24 protein-coding genes are annotated in these 18,865 nt (G+C 42.3%); 4 read left to right on the plus strand and 20 right to left on the minus strand.

The genetic code is table 11. From position 1 onward, the window contains the following. Positions 1-7: 7 nt before the first annotated feature. The 5 genes from GOP56_RS10165 to GOP56_RS23370 all read right to left on the minus strand — a co-directional run bounded on the left by GOP56_RS10165 (position 8) and on the right by GOP56_RS23370 (position 4,266). The gene (locus GOP56_RS10165) at positions 8-1,117 is read right to left on the minus strand and encodes an extracellular solute-binding protein (RefSeq protein WP_163245490.1); all 1,110 of its coding nucleotides are present in this window, start codon (positions 1,115-1,117) and stop codon (positions 8-10) included. Positions 1,118-1,517: 400 nt separating this feature from the next. Further along, positions 1,518-2,414 (minus strand): helix-turn-helix domain-containing protein, encoded by an 897-nt coding sequence (locus GOP56_RS10170; protein ID WP_163245491.1) that lies wholly within the window; start codon positions 2,412-2,414, stop codon positions 1,518-1,520. Positions 2,415-2,449: 35 nt separating this feature from the next. Then, complete coding sequence (locus GOP56_RS10175) at positions 2,450-3,553, minus strand: C45 family autoproteolytic acyltransferase/hydrolase (protein WP_163245492.1); 1,104 nt, start codon at positions 3,551-3,553, stop codon at positions 2,450-2,452. Positions 3,554-3,635: 82 nt separating this feature from the next. Beyond that, positions 3,636-4,070 carry a GNAT family N-acetyltransferase gene (locus GOP56_RS10180; protein ID WP_163245493.1) on the minus strand — a complete coding sequence of 145 codons (435 nt, stop codon included), beginning with the start codon at positions 4,068-4,070 and terminating at the stop codon, positions 3,636-3,638. A 40-nt stretch (positions 4,071-4,110) separates the two neighbouring features. Continuing rightward, positions 4,111-4,266, minus strand: coding sequence for a hypothetical protein (locus GOP56_RS23370; protein ID WP_003339682.1), 156 nt, complete (start codon positions 4,264-4,266; stop codon positions 4,111-4,113). A gap of 305 nt (positions 4,267-4,571) precedes the next feature. Here GOP56_RS23370 and GOP56_RS10185 point away from each other — a divergent pair, with 305 nt between their 5' ends. From GOP56_RS10185 to GOP56_RS10195, 3 genes are all read left to right on the plus strand, one after another. Then, on the plus strand, positions 4,572-5,120 hold the full coding sequence (locus GOP56_RS10185) for a hemerythrin domain-containing protein (RefSeq protein WP_163245494.1): 549 nt from the start codon (positions 4,572-4,574) through the stop codon (positions 5,118-5,120). Between the two features lie 267 nt (positions 5,121-5,387). Further along, positions 5,388-6,323, plus strand: coding sequence for a helix-turn-helix transcriptional regulator (locus GOP56_RS10190; protein ID WP_163245495.1), 936 nt, complete (start codon positions 5,388-5,390; stop codon positions 6,321-6,323). Between the two features lie 80 nt (positions 6,324-6,403). Further along, on the plus strand, positions 6,404-7,186 hold the full coding sequence (locus GOP56_RS10195; protein ID WP_163245496.1) for a zinc ribbon domain-containing protein: 783 nt from the start codon (positions 6,404-6,406) through the stop codon (positions 7,184-7,186). 62 nt (positions 7,187-7,248) lie between these two features. Here the strand turns inward: GOP56_RS10195 and GOP56_RS10200 are convergent, their stop codons facing one another. The 4 genes from GOP56_RS10200 to GOP56_RS23375 all read right to left on the minus strand — a co-directional run bounded on the left by GOP56_RS10200 (position 7,249) and on the right by GOP56_RS23375 (position 11,424). Beyond that, the gene (locus GOP56_RS10200; RefSeq protein ID WP_163245497.1) at positions 7,249-7,629 is read right to left on the minus strand and encodes a hotdog family protein; all 381 of its coding nucleotides are present in this window, start codon (positions 7,627-7,629) and stop codon (positions 7,249-7,251) included. Further along, entirely contained in the window at positions 7,626-8,444 is an 819-nt protein-coding gene (locus tag GOP56_RS10205) for a TrmB family transcriptional regulator (RefSeq protein ID WP_003339696.1), read from the minus strand. Before GOP56_RS10205 ends, GOP56_RS10200 begins: the two co-directional genes overlap by 4 nt. Before the next feature lie 666 nt (positions 8,445-9,110). Then, entirely contained in the window at positions 9,111-11,288 is a 2,178-nt protein-coding gene (locus GOP56_RS10210; protein WP_163245498.1) for an acyltransferase family protein, read from the minus strand. Then, positions 11,281-11,424 (minus strand): hypothetical protein, encoded by a 144-nt coding sequence (locus GOP56_RS23375; RefSeq protein ID WP_174250665.1) that lies wholly within the window; start codon positions 11,422-11,424, stop codon positions 11,281-11,283. Before GOP56_RS23375 ends, GOP56_RS10210 begins: the two co-directional genes overlap by 8 nt. 995 nt (positions 11,425-12,419) lie before the next feature. Here GOP56_RS23375 and GOP56_RS10215 point away from each other — a divergent pair. Further along, complete coding sequence (locus GOP56_RS10215) at positions 12,420-12,926, plus strand: DNA-deoxyinosine glycosylase (RefSeq protein WP_163245499.1); 507 nt, start codon at positions 12,420-12,422, stop codon at positions 12,924-12,926. A gap of 314 nt (positions 12,927-13,240) precedes the next feature. On the opposite strand, the gene GOP56_RS10220 is transcribed toward GOP56_RS10215, so the two are convergent. From GOP56_RS10220 to GOP56_RS10260, 11 genes are all read right to left on the minus strand, one after another. Continuing rightward, positions 13,241-13,555, minus strand: coding sequence for a GNAT family N-acetyltransferase (locus GOP56_RS10220; RefSeq protein WP_254068683.1), 315 nt, complete (start codon positions 13,553-13,555; stop codon positions 13,241-13,243). Between the two features lie 249 nt (positions 13,556-13,804). Further along, a complete protein-coding gene (locus GOP56_RS10225) occupies positions 13,805-13,990 on the minus strand; it encodes a hypothetical protein (RefSeq protein WP_003336542.1) in 186 nt (61 codons plus the stop codon). Then, the gene (locus GOP56_RS10230; RefSeq protein ID WP_163245501.1) at positions 13,991-14,716 is read right to left on the minus strand and encodes an N-acetylmuramoyl-L-alanine amidase; all 726 of its coding nucleotides are present in this window, start codon (positions 14,714-14,716) and stop codon (positions 13,991-13,993) included. It lies immediately after the preceding gene. 15 nt (positions 14,717-14,731) lie between these two features. Next, positions 14,732-14,998 carry a BhlA/UviB family holin-like peptide gene (locus GOP56_RS10235; RefSeq protein ID WP_003336539.1) on the minus strand — a complete coding sequence of 89 codons (267 nt, stop codon included), beginning with the start codon at positions 14,996-14,998 and terminating at the stop codon, positions 14,732-14,734. Between the two features lie 142 nt (positions 14,999-15,140). Further along, positions 15,141-15,269, minus strand: a complete 129-nt coding sequence (locus GOP56_RS23915; RefSeq protein WP_003336538.1) for a CD1375 family protein — start codon at positions 15,267-15,269, stop codon at positions 15,141-15,143. A gap of 2 nt (positions 15,270-15,271) precedes the next feature. Continuing rightward, positions 15,272-15,433 carry a hypothetical protein gene (locus GOP56_RS23380; protein ID WP_174250666.1) on the minus strand — a complete coding sequence of 54 codons (162 nt, stop codon included), beginning with the start codon at positions 15,431-15,433 and terminating at the stop codon, positions 15,272-15,274. Further along, the gene (locus GOP56_RS10240; protein WP_163245502.1) at positions 15,430-16,869 is read right to left on the minus strand and encodes an Ig-like domain-containing protein; all 1,440 of its coding nucleotides are present in this window, start codon (positions 16,867-16,869) and stop codon (positions 15,430-15,432) included. The genes GOP56_RS23380 and GOP56_RS10240 overlap by 4 nt, the downstream gene beginning before the upstream one ends. Continuing rightward, positions 16,869-17,141: a hypothetical protein gene (locus GOP56_RS10245; RefSeq protein WP_096887423.1), complete on the minus strand. Its 273-nt coding sequence runs from the start codon at positions 17,139-17,141 to the stop codon at positions 16,869-16,871. The genes GOP56_RS10240 and GOP56_RS10245 overlap by 1 nt, the downstream gene beginning before the upstream one ends. Then, on the minus strand, positions 17,141-17,422 hold the full coding sequence (locus GOP56_RS10250) for a hypothetical protein (RefSeq protein ID WP_163245503.1): 282 nt from the start codon (positions 17,420-17,422) through the stop codon (positions 17,141-17,143). Before GOP56_RS10250 ends, GOP56_RS10245 begins: the two co-directional genes overlap by 1 nt. Beyond that, positions 17,422-18,009 carry a putative phage tail protein gene (locus GOP56_RS10255; protein WP_163245504.1) on the minus strand — a complete coding sequence of 196 codons (588 nt, stop codon included), beginning with the start codon at positions 18,007-18,009 and terminating at the stop codon, positions 17,422-17,424. Before GOP56_RS10255 ends, GOP56_RS10250 begins: the two co-directional genes overlap by 1 nt. After that, complete coding sequence (locus GOP56_RS10260) at positions 18,006-18,833, minus strand: baseplate J/gp47 family protein (protein WP_163245505.1); 828 nt, start codon at positions 18,831-18,833, stop codon at positions 18,006-18,008. The genes GOP56_RS10255 and GOP56_RS10260 overlap by 4 nt, the downstream gene beginning before the upstream one ends. Positions 18,834-18,865 lie beyond the last annotated feature (32 nt).

Raw genomic sequence — 18,865 nt, forward strand, 5'->3', positions numbered from 1 at the left:
CTAGTAACTATTTGTAGCCCTTTCCTTTTATATTTTCATCCCAATATTGCATCCACTCTTTTTCTTTATCTGCTAGGACCTGCCAATCCATCTCCAATGGTTTTAGCTCAATAGCTTGTAGCCAGGTCGGTAGATTTTCTTTGCTACTAGTGGAGAGGGCGGGAATTTGATAGAACTTCTCCGCCAGTTCAATTCGGAGTTTTTCATCATATAAGAAGTCATAGAATTTCTTAGCCGGGGCTATGTTTTTCGTACCCTTTACAATCGCCACGCCATCTACTAGAATGGGGGCGCCGCTAGCTGGATAAATGTAGTCAAACGGTTGCTTTTTGGCTTCCTTTTGAATCAGGATATCCTGTAAATTCCATAAAGAAATGGCTGCCTCTTGTCGGGCTAGCTTTATATATAAGCTGGTAGGGTCTTGTGCATATTCCTTTGTATTGGCGTCTAATTTCGCCAGCCATTCATAACCCTTTTCCGGAGCTGCTGCCCCCTGTCGATACATCATAGCCGAATAGATTGTGCGCATTGTACCTGATTTTAAAACGCCACGAATAATAATTTTATCCTTATATTTCGGATCAAGTAGATCGTCCCAGTCCTTTGGCGCTTCTGCCTTTGGGAGCATTTGTGGATTGTACATAATGACCTCAGGCAGTAGCATTTCCCCATACCAGCGATCTTGTGCGTCTTTATACATGGCTGGAATCTGATCACCAAAGGAAGGTTTGTAGCTCTCCAGCAATCCTTCCAAAGCGGCAGTCCGTAAGCTCGATTGTGTGCCTCCCCACCAAAAATCGGCCTGAGGATTGCTCTTTTCTCCTCGAATTCGCTCTAGGATTTCCTGCGCCCCAATTGTTAAAACATCCACTTTTATATCAGGATGAGTAGCTTCAAATTTCGGAATAACGTAGTCTACAACGCTCTTATCCCGTCCCGTGTAAATTACTAGCTGCTGTTGGGAGCCCTGCTTTGTCACCGCCCCCCTTGTTGGAGCCGAAGCATCTGTCCCTGCTTGAGAAGAACAGCCTACAAGCGAGATTAGTACCACTCCCATTAGAATTAGCTTTATCCAGCTTTTGCTTTTATCCACTACCCATTTTTTGATTTTTAGCATGCGATCTGCTCCTTTCACCACCTGCTATGTTAAACCTCCTCTTTCATTGTCCAACAGGTTCAGATATTTTTCCTGATCAAAATTAGCTTGCAAGTCTGTTCAGATTTAAACATGCCGATCAAACAGACTGTTTATTCTCCACATTTCCTAGGTAACTTACCTGTTATCGAAAATAATGCTGATTCATCAACTGATGATTCGTCATGATCACTAACAAATTATGGATGAGGCAGGTGAATTATGCTTGATTTTTACTAAAATGCAATGACTTTCATTTTGCCTAAAAATAGTAAAACGCTCCATCATTCTGCCAGCCCTAGTATTTTCCCAACAAAAAATCGCAAGCAACTGCCTGCGATTTCCATCATTGGATTGTTTTCTTCTTTTGTCATAGGGGACTTTATCTTTTTTTAATCGGAATATAAATCAAAATGATAGAGTCTTTGTCTGCTATATGAGTAAATTCCGTCCCATATACCTCAAAATTGTCTCGTGCATCAAGCTCATAATCAACACAAGCAAACCATGTCCCCCAGATATAGTCGTAGGTGGTTCTAAGCTCACTGCCGGTCCCTTGATGACGAAAAACAGCATACTCCCCAGGCTGAATCGTGTGAGCAACCATCCCTTTTGGAACCTCTACAATCTCCTTTACCTCTATAGCTGCTATTCCATAAAAGGCAGTTAGCTCGGTCAACTGCTGGAGGGAAAGGGGCATCTCAGCCGTGCAAATTCCGTATCTTATATCAGGATTGCAAATCATTTGCTTTTCCCCTATCTCCCTTTCTCGTAGGAAATAGCGTTGCCATATTTGTTTAAACTGATTTTGATGCAGATTATTACTATCCTTCACACCAATAACGAAACGCTCTGTCTCAATCCGTTCAAAGCTGGGCTGTAGACTGATCTGTTGCAAGCGATGCTTTAAGCGCTTATCGACAAGTGGCATTTTTTGTAGAGAAATCGGCTGTCGCCTTTGTTTGCGAAAAAAATACGGTGACGTACCAAACTGCTTCTTAAAGGAACGACTAAATGAAGCCTGAGAATCAAACTGGTAGTCTAGTGAAATTTCGAAAATAGATCGCTCTGTTTGTAAAAGGCAGATGGCCGCTTCTGTAAGTCTTCGCTTCCGAATATAATCACCGATTGTCTCACCCGTGCATTCGTAAAAGATTCGATGAAAGTGATAGTACGAGAAGTTTACTAGGCGGGCCACCTCATCTGCCTGTAAGGGCTTATCGAGATGCTGTTCTATGTAGTCAATGGCCGTTTCAATTTCTTTGCCATAGGATGCCAAGCCTCGTTCTCCTCTCAACCACATTATTTTTTCTTCTACCAAAATTGAGCTGGAACAATCCCTTGCGGAAGAGCTACCTCAATGTCTGAAAAAGCAAGCTTTTCCCCCACAGACAACGTATGCCAGCCGTTGTGAAGCGGGGAGCCATAGCAGACCTCTATCGTTTTTGCTGTTACGTCAAAGAGCATGGAGCGCAGCGTCCCAAAATACTCCTGATAGTAATGCGTGCTTAAGCCCTGTGGATATTCCCGGTTCATTAAAGCGAGCAAATCTGCTTTCTCTAATCGCTCATCGCCTTGAAGTACACTCTCTACTAGCTGTTGACGAATGAGCGAGTTATGCATGCGGTGTGTAGATAGATGCTCCAATTCTGAAAATAACACATGGTTGGTAGCAATCAGGTAAGAAGTGTCGCTCTTCTTTCCTATTTTCGTACTCGCGATTTCACCATCCATCATTTCGACCAAAGCCGCGTCTTCACTGGGATCTGCTACTAACAGGTTCACGTTTGATACGATGGGCATTTCACGCAATCGCTGTAACGCTTCGTCTACATTGCGACAATGCTCCAATATGGCTCGAATCGCCGTCCAGAATTGCAGACCCTCTCCCTTTGGAGAACGCAAGCCTGGATGAATTCCTACTGGCAGACCGCAGGATGACATTGTGATGCAGAGTCCCTGATCGTTCATACCCTCATGTCGTCCAAATGATAAGCCGCTAAAGCCCGTATGTGCATACGTTCCCTGTACGCGAGTTGAGCATAGTGTCATGTCGTCTAGGTCAGGGGTAAATTCGTAATTTCGCAAAACATACAGATGGCCATCCCGCATCTTATTAGGAAGTACGACAGAGTGACTGCATCCCGACACAATACAGCTTTCATGTAGATAACGCAAACGATTCATTGGCATCTTCGCTTGGCTACAGAAGGCTTCAAGCTCCTCCCAAATACCCGGAGAATACTGCTGAAGCATCTGCTGCTGACTCCAAAGGCGCTGATCTGAAATTGCATCTGTCTTCTCTACAAAATAAACCTGATATAAGTACGGGATATGGCGTAGCATCTCAGCTTGCTGCTCACCAACCTCTTTATTTGTACCTTCTAGATACGTGAAGTAGCCTTGTCTGGTTTGCATAACATTTCCTCCTCATATGTAACATGTGATGTATTGTCATTATAGCGAGGAGGAAATAAAAAAATTTGATACTTTTTGCTGTTTACTTCAAGCTCATAATCACATTGCGTTCCTGAAACCCAAGCTTTTCATATAGCGCCTTTGCTCGATTAGCTACATAAACATTTAGTCTGATTTCAGCATATCCCTGTTTTTTTAGCCTCTGAATGGCCCCTTCCATTAGTGGTTTCGCATATCCCTTTCCACGTGACTCGGGCATGACATAGAGCTCGAAAATATAACCGAGCTCTTTATTCGTAAACTGCTCGGTGATGCTACCCGCTAGTACCCAGCCAACGATTTGCTCGTTCTGCTTGCCTACCAGATACCAAGCCCCTTTCTCCAGCAATTGGTGAATGGGTTCCTCGATGCTTTCGAAATCCACGTTAATATAACCCAGGGTTCCTTCTTGTAGTGCTTGGGGTGTCTTTTCATATAAAAATTTCATATCCTCTTTTGATGCCATTTTGATTTCCATGTTAGCTGTCTCCTTTGCTTTTCAGAAAATGATGCATGCCTTATTCCTTTGGTAAAACAACTAGAATGAACGTAGCAATCGGCCCTCCTAGCAAGGACAAGAGAAACCAGATAAGTCCCGATCGATTTTTCCCTTGTGCAAGCCCAGCATTAATGAGAGCGAGCGTTCCCCACCCTACTATGTACTCGTTATTCATTCGATTCAGCCCTCTTTCCATCGATTAAAATCTTGCTCACTTACAAATCCGAACCTGTAAACATTTCTATTGTAACAAATTTTCTGCAAATAATAAAAAAACAGCGTTATTTGTGTAAAAACAGGCTACTTACGTAAGATCAAATAGTCTAGTTCCGGCACTATTTCTACATGATTTACCACTTCAGCGACGTTATCTTCTCGAATTTTTTGAAAAATACGTGATCTGAATCACACCTTTCGTCCATTTGTTTCGATAGATTTACTATTGTAGGAAATCAGAACGAAAGATGAGTTGATACGCTTATGACTACTCCTATATACAAACCACAGTTGGACATGACAGATTGGACTAAATCAGATCAGGATAAATACAACAAGCTGACCTCGATCATCGATCCACATCTACACTCTTTTGTTGCTGAGCATGCCATGCTGGAAAATCTGATGGATAAGGTACGAGAAGGTTACGATTTAGAAGTATATCGCCTCGCTCTACAAGAGATAAAAGAGGAGCTGGAGCATCACTTTTTATATGAGGAAACATTCATTTTAGGCAAGCTACAGAACCATATCGCTGAAACAGAAGTAGGCCCTATCGCAAAATTAGTACAGGACCATGTGATCATTCGTAAACATTATAACGAAGCGAAGGAGCTGTTTGAGCAAGAGCAAGTAAAGGAATGCAGTGAATTGTTACTGCAAAAAATGAACTTCTTAGCTTACCTATTGAAAAAGCATATTGAGAAAGAAGATCATTATATTTTTCCATTGGTAAGCCTTGTGCTATCAGAGGAAGAAAAGAAAGCAATAGCCGAAGAAGTGCGTCTTGCTGATTTACAAAGACAAATCTAGTCTAGGTATCATTTCTATTGGTACGAAAAATGAAATAATCTCTATAAGCAAAAGCATGTTCACTCTTACTCGTAAGCTGTGAGCATGCTTTTGCTTCTTCATATGGCACTATGGTAAGCTGATTATAGGAAAAAGCTACAAGGAAAGCGATTCTTTGCATACCGAATATGAGTAAGAAATCAATTGGCTACGAAGGATTTCCCTTCCTCAGACAGTTCACATAAATTTTTTCCACCTATCATTTTTTGTAGAAATGGAGAATGTACATTGAAAATAGACCGCTTACTTTCCATCATTATTATTTTGCTAAACCGTAATCTCGTACAAGCGAAGGATTTAGCTGAGCAATTTGAGGTGTCTATTCGGACCATTTATCGTGATATTGAAACGATTAATCAAGCGGGTATTCCGATCGTTACCTATCAGGGTGCAAACGGAGGTATTGGTCTTGCTGAAGGGTATCGACTCGATCGTCAATTGCTGACGAATAATGATCTCGCCACAATCGTCACCTCGTTACAAAGTATCTCGACCATGGATAAAAGTGAGAGTCATCAGTTTTTAGTGGAAAAAATTAATAGCATTATTCCACATGCTCAAAAGGAACAATTTCAATGGAAAACGCAGCAATTTCTCGTTGATCTCTCCCCTTGGGGGCAAAATGAAAGATTGGAAGAATCTATTTTAACGGTTAAACAAGCTATTGAAGCAAATAAATTGCTACGCTTCGTCTATTCTAATGCACGAGGGGAACAGAGTGACCGAATTGTTGAGCCTCATATTCTGCTTGTAAAGGGGCGTTCCTGGTACTTGTACGGGTTCTGTCAAAACAAGCTCGATTTTCGCTTGTTTAAGCTATATCGCATGAAGAAGCTTACTGTGCTTGATACAACTTTTATCAGGCGAAATATTCAAGCTGACGAGCTCCCATGGGTACAGAAATGGAATGATTCTGCTACGATGGTTCATCTGGTCTTACGTTTTGCCCCAGATTCTCGTCATATAGCGGAAGAGTGGTTTGGTGTAGAGGAATTGTTTGAGCAAGAGGGAGGATCTGTAACCGTATCCGCCAGTTTTCCCGAGGATAATTGGCTTTACGGCTTTATTCTTAGTTTTGGGCCCTCCGTAGAGGTAATAGAGCCCGAATCGATTAAAGCTAAAATAAAAACATTAGCAGCCGCCATTGTTGAAAAATATGTATAAAAATGATTCCTGGAAACCTGACAGAGAGTTGTCAGGTTTTGCTTCTTATACTGTTAGTAAACCAAGAAGGAGTGATAGAAATGACCATTACCTTTTGCCAAAGCTGCAGCATGCCGCTTCATGAAGAAGTGCTAGGTACAGAGAAGGACAACAGCAAATCACAGGAATTCTGCTCATACTGCTATGATCAGGGAACGTTTACTGCACCCGACTGCACAATGGAACAAATGATAGAAATATGTATTCCTCACATGGTAGGAGATGGAATGAGTGAACAACAGGCCCGTACCATGTTAACAGGACTATTCCCTCAATTAAAACGTTGGGCACAGGAAAATCACACAGCTAGTTCCCAGCACCCCCTTGAGGAACCTAGACTCGTTCGTCTTGAAGAGTTCACGATTGCGGGAATTTCTGCCCGTACAACCAATGCTCGTGAGCTCTCTGGAAATGGTGTCATCAGTGGGCTGTGGAATCGGTATTTCTCTGAAAATATTGCGAAACAGCTAGCTCAGCATAGTCTATCCCAGAAGATCTATGGTGTATATGCAGAGTACGAGAATGGAGCTATTGGGGAATATACCAGTTTCATTGGGAATAGAGTAGCGGACAAGTCGGCGATTGCTAGTCCAAGCATCACTACAATCACGCTACCCGCCGCTCAATACGCTGTCTTCACTTCCAGACGTGGTCCTTTATCTGAGGTGGTCATAGAGGCTTGGCAATTCATCTGGGCATGGTCTATGAATAGTGAGCTTTCCCGCACCTTCACAGGCGATTTTGAACACTACGATGAGCGAGCTAGCAATCCCAATGACGCCATTGTTGAAATATATATAGCAGTTGAGGCTCCTGGCCAATAAAATCTCAAGCAGACACGTGAGTAGCTTTCCTGCTCATTCGTGCCTGCTTTTTTACTTTGGTCTCATTCTGCCTCCTTTCGAATAATGCCGTGACTAGTTCCGATTAATACCTCTTTCCCTGCTTGATTGTAATAGACAAACGATAACGCTACCTTGTCAAAGTCCTCCATGGGTGTAATCTCTTTAATGGTTACCTCACAGGTGATCGTATCCTCCGTAAACACCGGACGCAAAAATTCGTTGTTAAACTCCCTCGCAATGTAATGGAGATCGCCGCCTATTTTGGTTCCAATGCTTGCAGTTAATAAACCATGCACCATAAGTCTACCTTGTTCATCACGCTCCATATGATGCCTGCCTTTATCCCCCGTAATCTCTGCAAAATGGAGCGTTTCTTCCTCTGTAAAGGTTCTTGTCCATGTTAATATATCTCCTGGTTTCATAACGTACCTCCTCCTTTATAGCCTGTTACTACATGAGACAGGTCAGGCCGATTACGCCAGAGCCGCTCTACCTTATCAGCCCCGTATTCTCGTGTGACCTCTTCAATCATGATGTCGTGTCTTACATATTCGGTGGCTACAAGTACAAGTGCTGGATTCCTTGTTTTAATAGCCCATGGCACACCACGTTCATTAAAGTTGGCTATAATAACCTCTTCCCCATCTCTTGCTGCAATCGTTAATTGTCCTCCCATTCGCTCTTGTACAACCTCTGGTGACATATAGTTATGGGGAAAGGTGTAGCCAAGACTAACTCCCTCAGCACCAAACACTATCGAAAATACCGAAATATTCCGATTGACTGCCTGTTGAATTTGCTCATATAGTTCGCCTACCTGTGGCTCCCAAATGGATAACCACAGCTCACTTTTCGCCTGATATATCGTATCTGACAGCTCTTGTATCACGTGATCATACCCACTCAGATGCATAATCACATCAATAGCAGGATCTTTCTCCAATGTTTCTAACGAATGCTCCAGATAATGAATCGTTTCCTCCATATTATTTCTTAAACGCTCCAGCATCTGTTTAGCAGGAACAGGCGCATATTTAACTGGGTCAGTCGGTACCAAATAAGCGGCTCCTCTGTCGATTAATTTGCCTAATACTTCATAAATCATCGAACGCGGAACCCCTGAACGTTTGCTCACTTCATATCCAGTAGCCGGCGCTTGCTGTATCAAACTAACATAGGCCTTGCTCTCATATTGGGAAAATCCCAGCTTGTGTAGCTGACTATAGATCGTCTCCACTGCTTCGCCTCCCTTTGCGCAAAGGTAAAAGTGATAGTCACAATACTTATTAGAAGTTATAACCTTGTTTTCCTGTTTAAAAGGAGGAAAAATAAATCTACCGGCATAAAATTGATTACATTCATCCTAGTAGGAAAGCGGATAAAATTCCTTGTTGAAGGAATAGTATTGCTCCCCTTTTATTTGTGGAAGATTCTTTATTCAATACAGGTTAATACATGTAGGATTTGTCCTGATTGTACAAAAGCCTTCCTGATCATGGGAAGTTTTTTCTGGTCGTACAAAAGGCTTTCTAAATCATAGAAGTTTTTCCGGTCGTATAAAAGCCTTTCTAATCATAGAAAGTTTTTTCCATTGTACAAAAGCCTTTCTAATCATAGAAGTTTTTCCATCGTACAAAAGCCTTTCTAATCATAGAAGTTTCTCCATCGCACAAAAGCCTTTCTAATCATAGAAGTTTTTCCATCGCACAAAAGCCTTTCTAATCATAGAAGTTTTTCCGGTTGTACAAAAGCCTTCCTACCCATAGAAAGTTTTTTTCCAGTCGCACAACACTCCTCCTGCTCATGCAAAATTCTGGATGGTACAAAAAAGCCTCCTTTCATCTACCGGTAACAACTCTTTGATTCCCGTTTAGAAAAAGAGGCTTTTTTGCCTTATAAAGATTTATTTGAGTACACCAGAAAGTAAAGCGGCAAATGCCTTTGCTCCTTCTGGCTCCAGATGAACACCATCTCGTGAGAAATAAGAGTCTTTCCCAGCACTTGCCGTGTACCAATCTACTAGTAGAGTATTGGGATGACTGTTCGCTACCTCTGCCAGTGTAGCGTTTACTACACTCTCCCACGGACGTGGAACACGAGTATTGACGAGAATAATCTGTTTTTCATCTCCAAGCGATTTTAATAAGCTCTCCAATTGGATCTTGGTAAACGCTCCGTTTGTCCCAAGCTCAAGAACAACCCGATTTCCAAGCTTCCCTCTCTTTTTATATTGGGCTACTAGCTCAGGAGTTTGACGCAATTGTCTACCAACTTTGGCATCGATCGTGATCCCTGGCAGTAGCTTTTGCAGGTGTGGAGCTACGTCTAGCATAACGGAATCTCCAAACACGGTGATGCCTTTACCAGCTTTCGTAGAAGGAGTAGCCTTCTCTTCCGTATCTGCCTGAGAAGGCTTCTCTGCTTTTGAGCTGTTTTCTTTCGATTGATGAGCAGTAGAATCATCTTTATCTGTCTCTCGAGCAGAGGAGCCGCTTTCGTTTTCCTTAGAGGATTTTGTTTGCTCAGCTTCATCGCCCTCTGTTGTGGTTTCAGATTGTTTTTCCTCTGACTTTGCCGGCTTCTGCTCTCCATCAGTAGCAGATTGTGCAGCATTATGTTTTCCGCTTGTGTCTTGTTTTGCCAGCTCCTGCTGTGAAGAGTTATTTTTTTGTGTTGATGATGCTGTTGTTTTTGTTTTGTCTGCTTCTTTTATCTTTTCCTCAGTTCTATCAGGCGTTTCTCCTAAAGCGGCATCTTCTTTTTTCGGTATAAACAAATTAGCTTCCTCAGCATTCGGTTGTTCAATCTGCTGCTTCGACTCAGTATTTACCGTACTAGCTACTGGAATAGAGCTGGCTGTCACATTCCCTCCCCATCCTGCTATCGCAATGCAAGTGGAGCTAAAAACCAAAATAGCAACCATAGAAACAACCCAACGACCAAACAAAACAAATCTCCAGCGCCCATCTTGCATTTTGCGGTATTTTGCAGGCTTTGCAAATGAACCGCGGCGAATTGGTTCCTCAACCAAGCGCAAGGATAAACCAGCAAGCGCAATGGTTGCTCCTATTTGAAATATGGCCTTAGGAATGTCAGTTCCATTGGTATGTATGGCGGGCGTACTCAGGACAATAATCGGGTAGTGCCATAAATACATTCCATACGAACGAACACCGATCCAACGCAGCGGCTTAGCTCCCATCAGCTTACCAAAGCTACTCGCTGGATGAGCAATCACTGCTACGACTACTGCTGTAGCAATCGACAACAATACAAGACCGCCTTGATACAAAAAGTCCTCATATTGATTGGTATACCAAATCATCCAAAGAATGGTTGCCAGTCCTGCTATCCCTAAAACCTCAAGCGTAATGCGTGCAGGAAGTGAAACCGTTTCAGAAAGCCTAGAGCTGGGCCAGACCATTGCAAGTGCCGCTCCAATCAATAGACCAAACGCTCTCGTATCTGTTCCATAATAAATACGACTCGGGTCAACACCTGGCTCATATAATAGAGCCATTGCGAAAGCGGATACAACCACTCCAGCTAGCGTTAAACATAGCAGCTTGCCTCGACGTGGCGTATTGCGCAGCCCCAAGAGTAATAATAAGGGCCAAATAAGATAAAATTGCTCCTCAACTGCCAAAGACCAGAAATGACCAAAAGGTGAAGCTGGACCAAAGCTTTCAAAGTAAGAAACCTCGTGAAAAACCAACCACCAGTTGCTTACATAGAGAAGCGCTGCTACAATTTCTCCTCGCAATGCCTGTAGCTGAGCTCGATCAAATAGCGCTAACCAAACCACTACTGCTATCAGCATGACTATCATAGCCGGTAGCAATCGTTTCGCTCGACGGATCCAAAAATCCTTTAAATCAATTTTTCCTCTCTGTTTCCACTGTGATATCAATATATCCGTAATCAGGTATCCAGATAGTACGAAAAAAACTCCAACACCCAGCAAGCCTCCTGGTGCCCAATTGACATTGAGGTGATAAAGAATGACAGCAAATACGGCAAGGGCGCGTAAGCCATCTAGTCCCGGCATATAACGGCCATGACCTTGAAGCGGTTTAGGCATTACGTCCACCCCCAATGCCGTACCGTTTTTCCTTCATTGCGGATGTGTTGATTTGTGTTGTTTTTGGCGTTATGTTATTCGCTTTTTCTATCCATTCTCTACTTCTGTCTACGATCTTACCTGTCCAGATGCCCATGATGCACACTACCCTTTCACTATCCAAATCATACTGGTTTCTGATCTCTTACTTCATTTCGTTCGTTGTATTCAGCGTCTTCATTCGCCTTATGTAGACAAAAACAGCACTCATATGTAGACAAACAAACAGCCAAAAACCAACAAAAAAATGGTTCTCTATATGATGGGCCTACGCTATTCTGATGCCCCATTCCCTCCTGATCAAACAACAATAACTACCATGATTATAAGACGCTCTTACCAGTAAATCGTTACAAAAAATTTACGATTTTACATTTTTACAAATGCAGTGTTTTCTCCTCAAAACGGAAATAAAAACAGAGTATTCCCCTAACAATTCGACAAGTGACAAGAAACCCCAAGAATTGATTATGTAGATTTTTTCTTCACTTGTAAATAGTTGTTTACTGGAGATTTTATTTGCATAAAAATTAATTTTATCCTTTTGTGGAATTTAAATGCTTTTGACGCTTTTAGATTTTTTTATGTGATTTATTACTCCTCCTAATGCTCGGTGTGTCATCTCCTTGTAGATTGTAAAAAAGCCACACTAGGGGTACTCTTCTTCAAAACTAAAAGTCAGAAAATGGACCCCCCCAGGATAGTAACTGTTTGAGCAAAGAAGCATTGATCTGGTTTACTCCATTTAACAACTGAGTTTCTTTGATAAAAGCTCTCCACGAATCAACAGCGGATCGATGCACCTCCTTAATCAACAGGGAAATCTAGCATGGCTATTTGATCTTTATTTTCAGCAGCATCTTTCTGATAGGCTACTTTGAATACGATCATTCTGGATGTCCAACTATTTCCTATGTAATTTTTCTATGTAGAAGCAATGATCATGGTAGGGAAACGATTATTTTGGTACTTTTCATTTACAATATAGAAACCGAGGTTTTTCTTGTCTCTTAGAAGTTAGATCCTGAATTAATTTATAATAGGAAAAAGAAGACTGATCTTTTTACATTCCTACAGAAAGGATTTTGTCTCATGCTTCAATCATTTCCACCTGTTATTAACAAATCCTGTACAATCATAATCCTTGGCAGTATGCCCGGCGCCGTCTCATTACGTAAACATGAGTATTACGGAAATCTACGTAATCATTTTTGGCCCATTATGTATGAACTATTTCATGAGCCTATTGCAGAATCATATGAACAACGTCTAGCATTTTTATTAAATAAAAGGATTGCCCTCTGGGATGTTATACAAAATTGCGAGCGGGAAGGCAGTCTCGACTCAGCGATCAAATATGAGAAGATTAATGATTTTGACAGCTTATATGAACAATATCCAGCTATCCAAGCTGTCTTATTTAATGGAACAAAAGCATATCAAAGCTATAAAAAATATCGCGGATTTTCTGACGGTCGTCTCTATTTGACATTGCCTTCAACAAGTCCTACACCTAGTCGTTACATAAAAAACATGCAGGACAAGCTTGGAAAGTGGCAAATCGTACTGGAGCTGTTGGGTGAAAGAAAAGACGAGTAGAAACGAAGAAATAATTTATGTGTCTCATGTAGTTGAAATGTGGAAGGTAAATGAACATAACTTTGCTATTACAGTATATTGAATTTGCGGATTGACTGGTGGAATGACTAGCATAATCGCTTAGAATATTCTTCGCGAAAAGGATGGGGAAGTAGGCCATAGCTGTTACTGCTATCAAGCATGGCGAATATGTTTCGGTATTTACGTGAATTAACCTGCCCTTATTCTTCTTTCGGTATAAAGTTAGGAAGCAGTTATACAATAAATCTACAGTGATAAAACCTGGACAAGCAGAGTGCTTTAGCATCCTATCTTCATCTGTCTCCCACGCTCCACTCCCAACGGTTACAGCCTTTAAACTGACCTGTATGCTGCCAACCTGTCTTAGAAAAGTAGGTATTTAAACTGGCATGAATTGGACAAAGCACCTCGATAGGATACTCACCGAGGTATTGTAGCATGGTATACAATACTCCCTTGCCCCGATAGTTCTTGGCCACTGCAAATTGATAAAGTGAGATGGTTTGGGTAGACTTTTTAGGATAAAATCGAAGTGCTGCTACAATCATATCTCCATCAAGCGCCACAAGTATTTGAGTCATCAAGGGATGTGCTTGTCTTATGTGCATAAGTACCTCGCGATAGTGGATGATACGCCATATCAGAATGTATGTTCTTATTTTTATTTTACAAAAGATAAAGGATAGATGCAAGTTTTTCAGAAGGGCTAACTTCTTTCGTCCTGAACAAAACATACTTACTTTTAGTACTAATCGTACCTGTAACAAAACAAAAAACCTCCCAGCTTACAAAATTGCTGGAAGGCTTAGGTTAACTCAATTCATGATGATAAAAAAATTATATAGAGTGCATAAATACTATTGTTGCTTTGCTTGTCTATTATTTAAAAGTACAGCAAGGATAGTCACGACAGCCGAAACCCCGTTCGCAATGGCATTCACCTGATCGTCTGTAATGATTTGGTAGCCTAGTGTATCGGCTAGTAGCTTTATGGAACCGATTATTCCAGCAACTAGTAGTGGTATATTTCCCTGTTCCTTCACTTACGCACCTGCTTTCAGATACTTTGCCATATTTTTAATCAATTGAGCAGCATACTCACCAGCCACCGTTCTAGTAGAGACGGCATTCTGTTTCCAATAGTCAGGAGAGGTAATGATCTTTGCCTGAACAAGAGCATCCACAGCTAATTCAAAATCGTCGTTAGGCGCTTCTACAGCAGGAGAGTACGGATGGCCAATATGACCGCAAAAAGCCTTGATCACTGCTTCAGCATAGCGTTTCCAATTATTTTTTAGTTTTTGCGAATCTATAGCATGATCAATAAATCCATATTCCATAATGATCGTGTCTACTGCACCTGTTTCACGATGCATAAAATAATAGTCTCGCCCATCAGCACCTACTCGTGTGTAGACTCTACGGAATTTTTGTCCCTCGGCAGCTACGGCTTGTGCTAGAGCATTTGCTAGCCTATTGGTAGTAAAGATAGAATGAATCGCTTCCACACCTTCCCCGCCACCTGAGTTGATGTGGTTGGAAATACAGTAGGTGGCCCCGCTTTGTTTGACGAGCGTAGTGCGCTGAGATGGGGTAAGTGTGGTATCTGTCGTCCGAGTGATCGCAGCAGGAAGGTTTAACTCTCTGCACCTTTGTAGCTGGTACAAGCTAATTTGTAGCGTCAGATCCTTCTCCTGCATCTGATTCCCAATTGCTCCCGGATCAGCTCCCCCATGCCCTGCATCAATTATTAAAATCGGCTTTGCCATATGCCTATCCTCCTTTTATTCTACCTTTTCTTTTAATTCTTGCAGTTCCATTTCCAACCCCGATAGACTTCGTTCAATCTGCTGTAGGGTTGATGTATTTCGCTCCAATTGAATCACCATGCGTTCATTGTGTTCCATCAGCTTTGCTTCCCGTGTTTGAGCTTGTTTAACCAAAAGAGCCTCGCGATCTCTCCCCTCTTTTTTGGTAGAGAATAACAGCCAGACAAATAGAGCAGCAAACGGACCTTGCTGAAGCAACGCGTTCATTACGCTCTCTTCCATGCCATTTTTCCCTCCTTGGCAGGTTTTGTGTAAAAGAAAAGGCATCTTCATGATTGAAGATGCCCGAAGATGCCCGGAATGTGTGAGTTTTTTCTAATTGATGAAAACAAAAACGCCTCACTCAACATGAGCAGGCGTTCCTTTATTCCTCGTTTTGTTTCGCTAGATACTCGGCTACAGGAATTTGATAATCTTTTGGGAGCGAGTCGATGGTACGTCGTTTCGCTTTAACAAGCAAGCCATAAACGGGAATCATGTATTCTCTGACCATTTCTATTCACCCCCTTTCCATTCTTCAATCGCTTGCTCAAGAGCAGTCATTTTTTCATAAAGCTGTGCAATCGCTTCATAGGCTATTACCAGCTCTAAAGACATTTCCTTTTGCTCACGGTCAGCTTGGATCTTAGATAATGCTTTTGGTTTAGTCAGGATCAATCGAATGCACCTCCGAATCCTCTTACGATAACTGGCTCAGTTGCTGTTCCTTTGGTGAATGAAAAGCGTACGCTAACGCCCCATTTTTCTGCTGTTTTTTCCTTGTTGGTGAAGATGAAGCCTCGGTTGAATTTGACATGGTTGCTCGCGTCTTCCCATGTCGGCAACTCGTCGAATGCGTTGTTACATACCTCGGCTTTGTAATCGGCACCGGCAGGAATTGTCGCGTCAATTGTCACTAGGATGCGTTTGGCAGCTATGTCGGTACCGAATGGGTTCCTTAAAGCAAACGCTATCTTGTCGGCTGATCGTCGGAAGGTATACGATCGAGTCGAGGTCATCCCTTTGCTGTCAGTTGCCTCGATTGTAAGGGTGTGTACCGCTGTCAAGGAGAGGCGTAACCATGTGTCCAGTGGGATTGTTGCAGTGTTTTCTTTGCTGTCAGTTCCAGCGAACGTGCGGATCACTTTGCCGTTGATTTTTTCTGTGATGGTAAATGCGTCACCCTCTGGCTCTGTGACGGTGTATGTTTTCGACGGGATAGCGTTTAATACACCGAGGTCTACGTTTTGACCATTGATAACAGGAGGGCGATTGTGGACAACTCGGAACTTGCGGGTCACCTCGGTGGATTTACCGCCTTGGTCGTCTTCTGCCCAGATAGTTAGCGTATGATCGGTGTTTTCGGCTAGGTTAGAGCCTGTGAGATCGGTGGTACCGTCATAGAGACGTTTGGCTCGGAATGTTAGGGTTTTGGCAAAAGAAATAGGCGTGCTGCCGTTGGATACTCCGGATTGCAACGCCCTTGTGGTGCCGTTGTTGATGCGGTATTTTATTGTGACTACGTTGTCTTTGTCGGTGTCGGAGGCGGTGCCTTGGATGTTTAACGTAGCGTTTTCGGTTAGGGTTTGGTTGTCGGTTGGGGACGTGAGTACGATAGTCGGATTAGAGTTATCGGAATACTCGATAGTTACCGTATATTGATAATAATAGGCAAAGGTTCTCGTATCACTTCCAGGTTTAGTTACTTTACCACGATATTTTTGCGTATATTGATAAATCCACACTGCGGCCCCAGGTGAAAGATTGACTTTATCTGGGCTTCCATCCTTACTGAGATTTCCGCTATAACCACCACTATTATAGGAAATGCTACTTGGAAAAGAATAGTTTGGATTACTCGTAATATTTTCCTGAGTAGTAGTTACCTCTTTACTATCAGGCGGTGTATAGGAGCCACCTGTTTGAACCCCTCGTGTATAGGAGCCACTTGATAAATTAAAAGTTACGATCGAACCATTTACTGTATAAGATACGTTTCCAGTGTTAACTTTTACAGACTTAATACTATTTAAACCTGGTATGGTTAAGGTCTGGGTCTGGGAACTATATGAAAGTTCATTAAATTGTTTTTCAAGTTTTTTTATAACAGCCACTATACCACCAACCTTTTGTTAGCCTCGTCATACCAGCCATCTGTTAGTATGATATCGTTTAAGGTAGCAAAATTCTCAAAAAACACATTGTCCGTAAAATTATTAAACACCGCATCTTTTATCGTCTTCACATCAATCTGCAAAGCAGAAATAGCCACTGTGTGCTGTTCCAGTAGCTTGTGGGCATCGTCTATTCCTTTTTCCCACCTATTGATATCTGTTTCCGTGACAGGATCATCATAGTTCCAATCTAGCTTAGGATTATAGGGCATCAGTCGTTGGCTCCTCTCACTTCAAATTCAAACCGAAATTCTAATGATTGATCACTTAACACATCTACATTAGCCGTTCTTTCCGTAATAAGATTGCCTGCCTCATCTAGTAGTTTTAAGGAAGATACGTTCGTGACTCCGCTCACCGGCTCCGTTATGACTACAAGCTTTCTTCCCTCTCTTTTGGCAGACCTCAATTGCACCGTTTGATTATTTACGATCAGACTTGCGGCACGAGTTGCTAAGTCCTCCGCAACTCGTACCAAATAAGCTTTATCCATCAAATCACCACCTCATCTTGATCTTTAAGAGCAGTCATACCAGCTCGAAACTCATGTACCCTGTGGTAACGTTTCTGATTGATTGTAATTCTTTCATGAAACACAATCTCGTCTGACACTGCCAACTGCGGCATGAACACATGTGGGACTCGCTTTCGCTTATGAATATCATGCACCCACGAGGCTACGTCATAAATTGACCATAGGGGAACCGAGATATAGAAATAGCCTGTATCTGGGTTTTCCTCTATGAGAACGTGATCAGCTGCCTGTTCTTTGATAAAAAGTCTCGTAATACTCTCTGCCAACGCTGGCGTAAAGGGCAAACGCTCCCGATACTTTGCCATGACACGTGCACGCCGCGTCTCATAGGAATCACCTTGCTTGGGAGTAACCTGAAACATATCCTCCCAATATGGCAGTCCCCATGTAGCTGTTGTGATTATCATTTGCCACTCTAAGTCTAGCTTGCGAGCCTGTTGGTACTCTCTCTCAGCTTCTCCTGCCTCAAAATGATGCACCGCCGCCTGATTCTCATACCAATAGGGTGGCAGCATCGTCCGATATTTTTCTGGAATCATCGTCATGGCGTACTCACCTTCACATTTTTCACAATCGGTATAGTTGAAAAGGTAAGATCAATATTTTCCTGAGAATTATTTAGCAAAACATTCCGATAATCTATCACACCAGTTACCTTAAACAAGCGATAGATTTCAGAATAAAGGATCTTTTTACTCTGTTTATTGATATATTCCACAATGTCAGCTTGTATTTGCTGTTTTATTTCATCTACAGATGCAGAGGATTCCCACTCCAACAAATCTCCACTGACTGTTACTTCCAATGCTTTTGCTGCCTGAACCACTAGCTTGTCGTTTAAACTATGCTTATTTGGCTGTGCTAGATGCTTTGTTACAGCTTCTACTAAAGCTTCATCGGCAGGTTGCCCTTTTTGGTCGGTTAACGCAATATGCACTGTGTTTGGTGCTTCACCCCAGATAAACAACTCTCCTACATTGGGCACTTCTTTTACCCAGCGTCTGTAATCGTACTCAGCCCCTGATCCCTCCTCTTCCCCAGCCTTAGCAATCAAGCGTTGGCGATACAGGTCATCTGGCTCAGCTGTTTTTCTCTTCACTCCTAAAAACACTCCCCAGGCGTCCAAAAATTCCCCGTCTGCCCACGGTAGATACCATTGCAAAAAGCGATATTCATCCAATTGTTGTTGCTCAGATATTTCTAGTGCGAGTGGGTAGTGAAAATCGTAAAAAATTTCGCCTTCTTCTGGGGAAGGTGGCGTCTCACCACGGGCCTGAGCAAGTTCACTCGCTCGATTATACATCCGTTGGTAAATCTCTTCGGCTGTTTCGCGTAACAGCGGCATGTCTGGTTTTTTTACTTCTGGCATCTCTATCACCGCCTTTGTAATTGGAGAGCCGA

This window comes from Brevibacillus sp. 7WMA2, from assembly GCF_010748895.1.
In the GTDB taxonomy this organism is placed as follows: domain Bacteria; phylum Bacillota; class Bacilli; order Brevibacillales; family Brevibacillaceae; genus Brevibacillus_B; species Brevibacillus_B halotolerans.

Excerpts from the sequence above, each read along its gene's own strand:
- GOP56_RS10165 (WP_163245490.1), bottom strand. The coding sequence starts at position 1,117 with ATGCTAAAAATCAAAAAATGGGTAGTGGATAAAAGCAAAAGCTGGATA.
- GOP56_RS10175 (WP_163245492.1), bottom strand. The coding sequence starts at position 3,553 with ATGCAAACCAGACAAGGCTACTTCACGTATCTAGAAGGTACAAATAAA.
- GOP56_RS10180 (WP_163245493.1), bottom strand. The coding sequence starts at position 4,070 with ATGGAAATCAAAATGGCATCAAAAGAGGATATGAAATTTTTATATGAA.
- GOP56_RS23370 (WP_003339682.1), bottom strand. The coding sequence starts at position 4,266 with ATGAATAACGAGTACATAGTAGGGTGGGGAACGCTCGCTCTCATTAAT.
- GOP56_RS10185 (WP_163245494.1), top strand. The coding sequence starts at position 4,572 with ATGACTACTCCTATATACAAACCACAGTTGGACATGACAGATTGGACT.
- GOP56_RS10195 (WP_163245496.1), top strand. The coding sequence starts at position 6,404 with ATGACCATTACCTTTTGCCAAAGCTGCAGCATGCCGCTTCATGAAGAA.
- GOP56_RS10200 (WP_163245497.1), bottom strand. The coding sequence starts at position 7,629 with ATGAAACCAGGAGATATATTAACATGGACAAGAACCTTTACAGAGGAA.
- GOP56_RS10210 (WP_163245498.1), bottom strand. The coding sequence starts at position 11,288 with ATGCCTAAACCGCTTCAAGGTCATGGCCGTTATATGCCGGGACTAGAT.
- GOP56_RS23375 (WP_174250665.1), bottom strand. The coding sequence starts at position 11,424 with ATGGGCATCTGGACAGGTAAGATCGTAGACAGAAGTAGAGAATGGATA.
- GOP56_RS10215 (WP_163245499.1), top strand. The coding sequence starts at position 12,420 with ATGCTTCAATCATTTCCACCTGTTATTAACAAATCCTGTACAATCATA.
- GOP56_RS10220 (WP_254068683.1), bottom strand. The coding sequence starts at position 13,555 with ATGCACATAAGACAAGCACATCCCTTGATGACTCAAATACTTGTGGCG.
- GOP56_RS10230 (WP_163245501.1), bottom strand. The coding sequence starts at position 14,716 with ATGGCAAAGCCGATTTTAATAATTGATGCAGGGCATGGGGGAGCTGAT.
- GOP56_RS10235 (WP_003336539.1), bottom strand. The coding sequence starts at position 14,998 with ATGGAAGAGAGCGTAATGAACGCGTTGCTTCAGCAAGGTCCGTTTGCT.
- GOP56_RS23915 (WP_003336538.1), bottom strand. The coding sequence starts at position 15,269 with ATGGTCAGAGAATACATGATTCCCGTTTATGGCTTGCTTGTTAAAGCG.
- GOP56_RS10245 (WP_096887423.1), bottom strand. The coding sequence starts at position 17,141 with ATGCCCTATAATCCTAAGCTAGATTGGAACTATGATGATCCTGTCACG.
- GOP56_RS10250 (WP_163245503.1), bottom strand. The coding sequence starts at position 17,422 with ATGGATAAAGCTTATTTGGTACGAGTTGCGGAGGACTTAGCAACTCGT.
- GOP56_RS10255 (WP_163245504.1), bottom strand. The coding sequence starts at position 18,009 with ATGACGATGATTCCAGAAAAATATCGGACGATGCTGCCACCCTATTGG.
- GOP56_RS10260 (WP_163245505.1), bottom strand. The coding sequence starts at position 18,833 with ATGCCAGAAGTAAAAAAACCAGACATGCCGCTGTTACGCGAAACAGCC.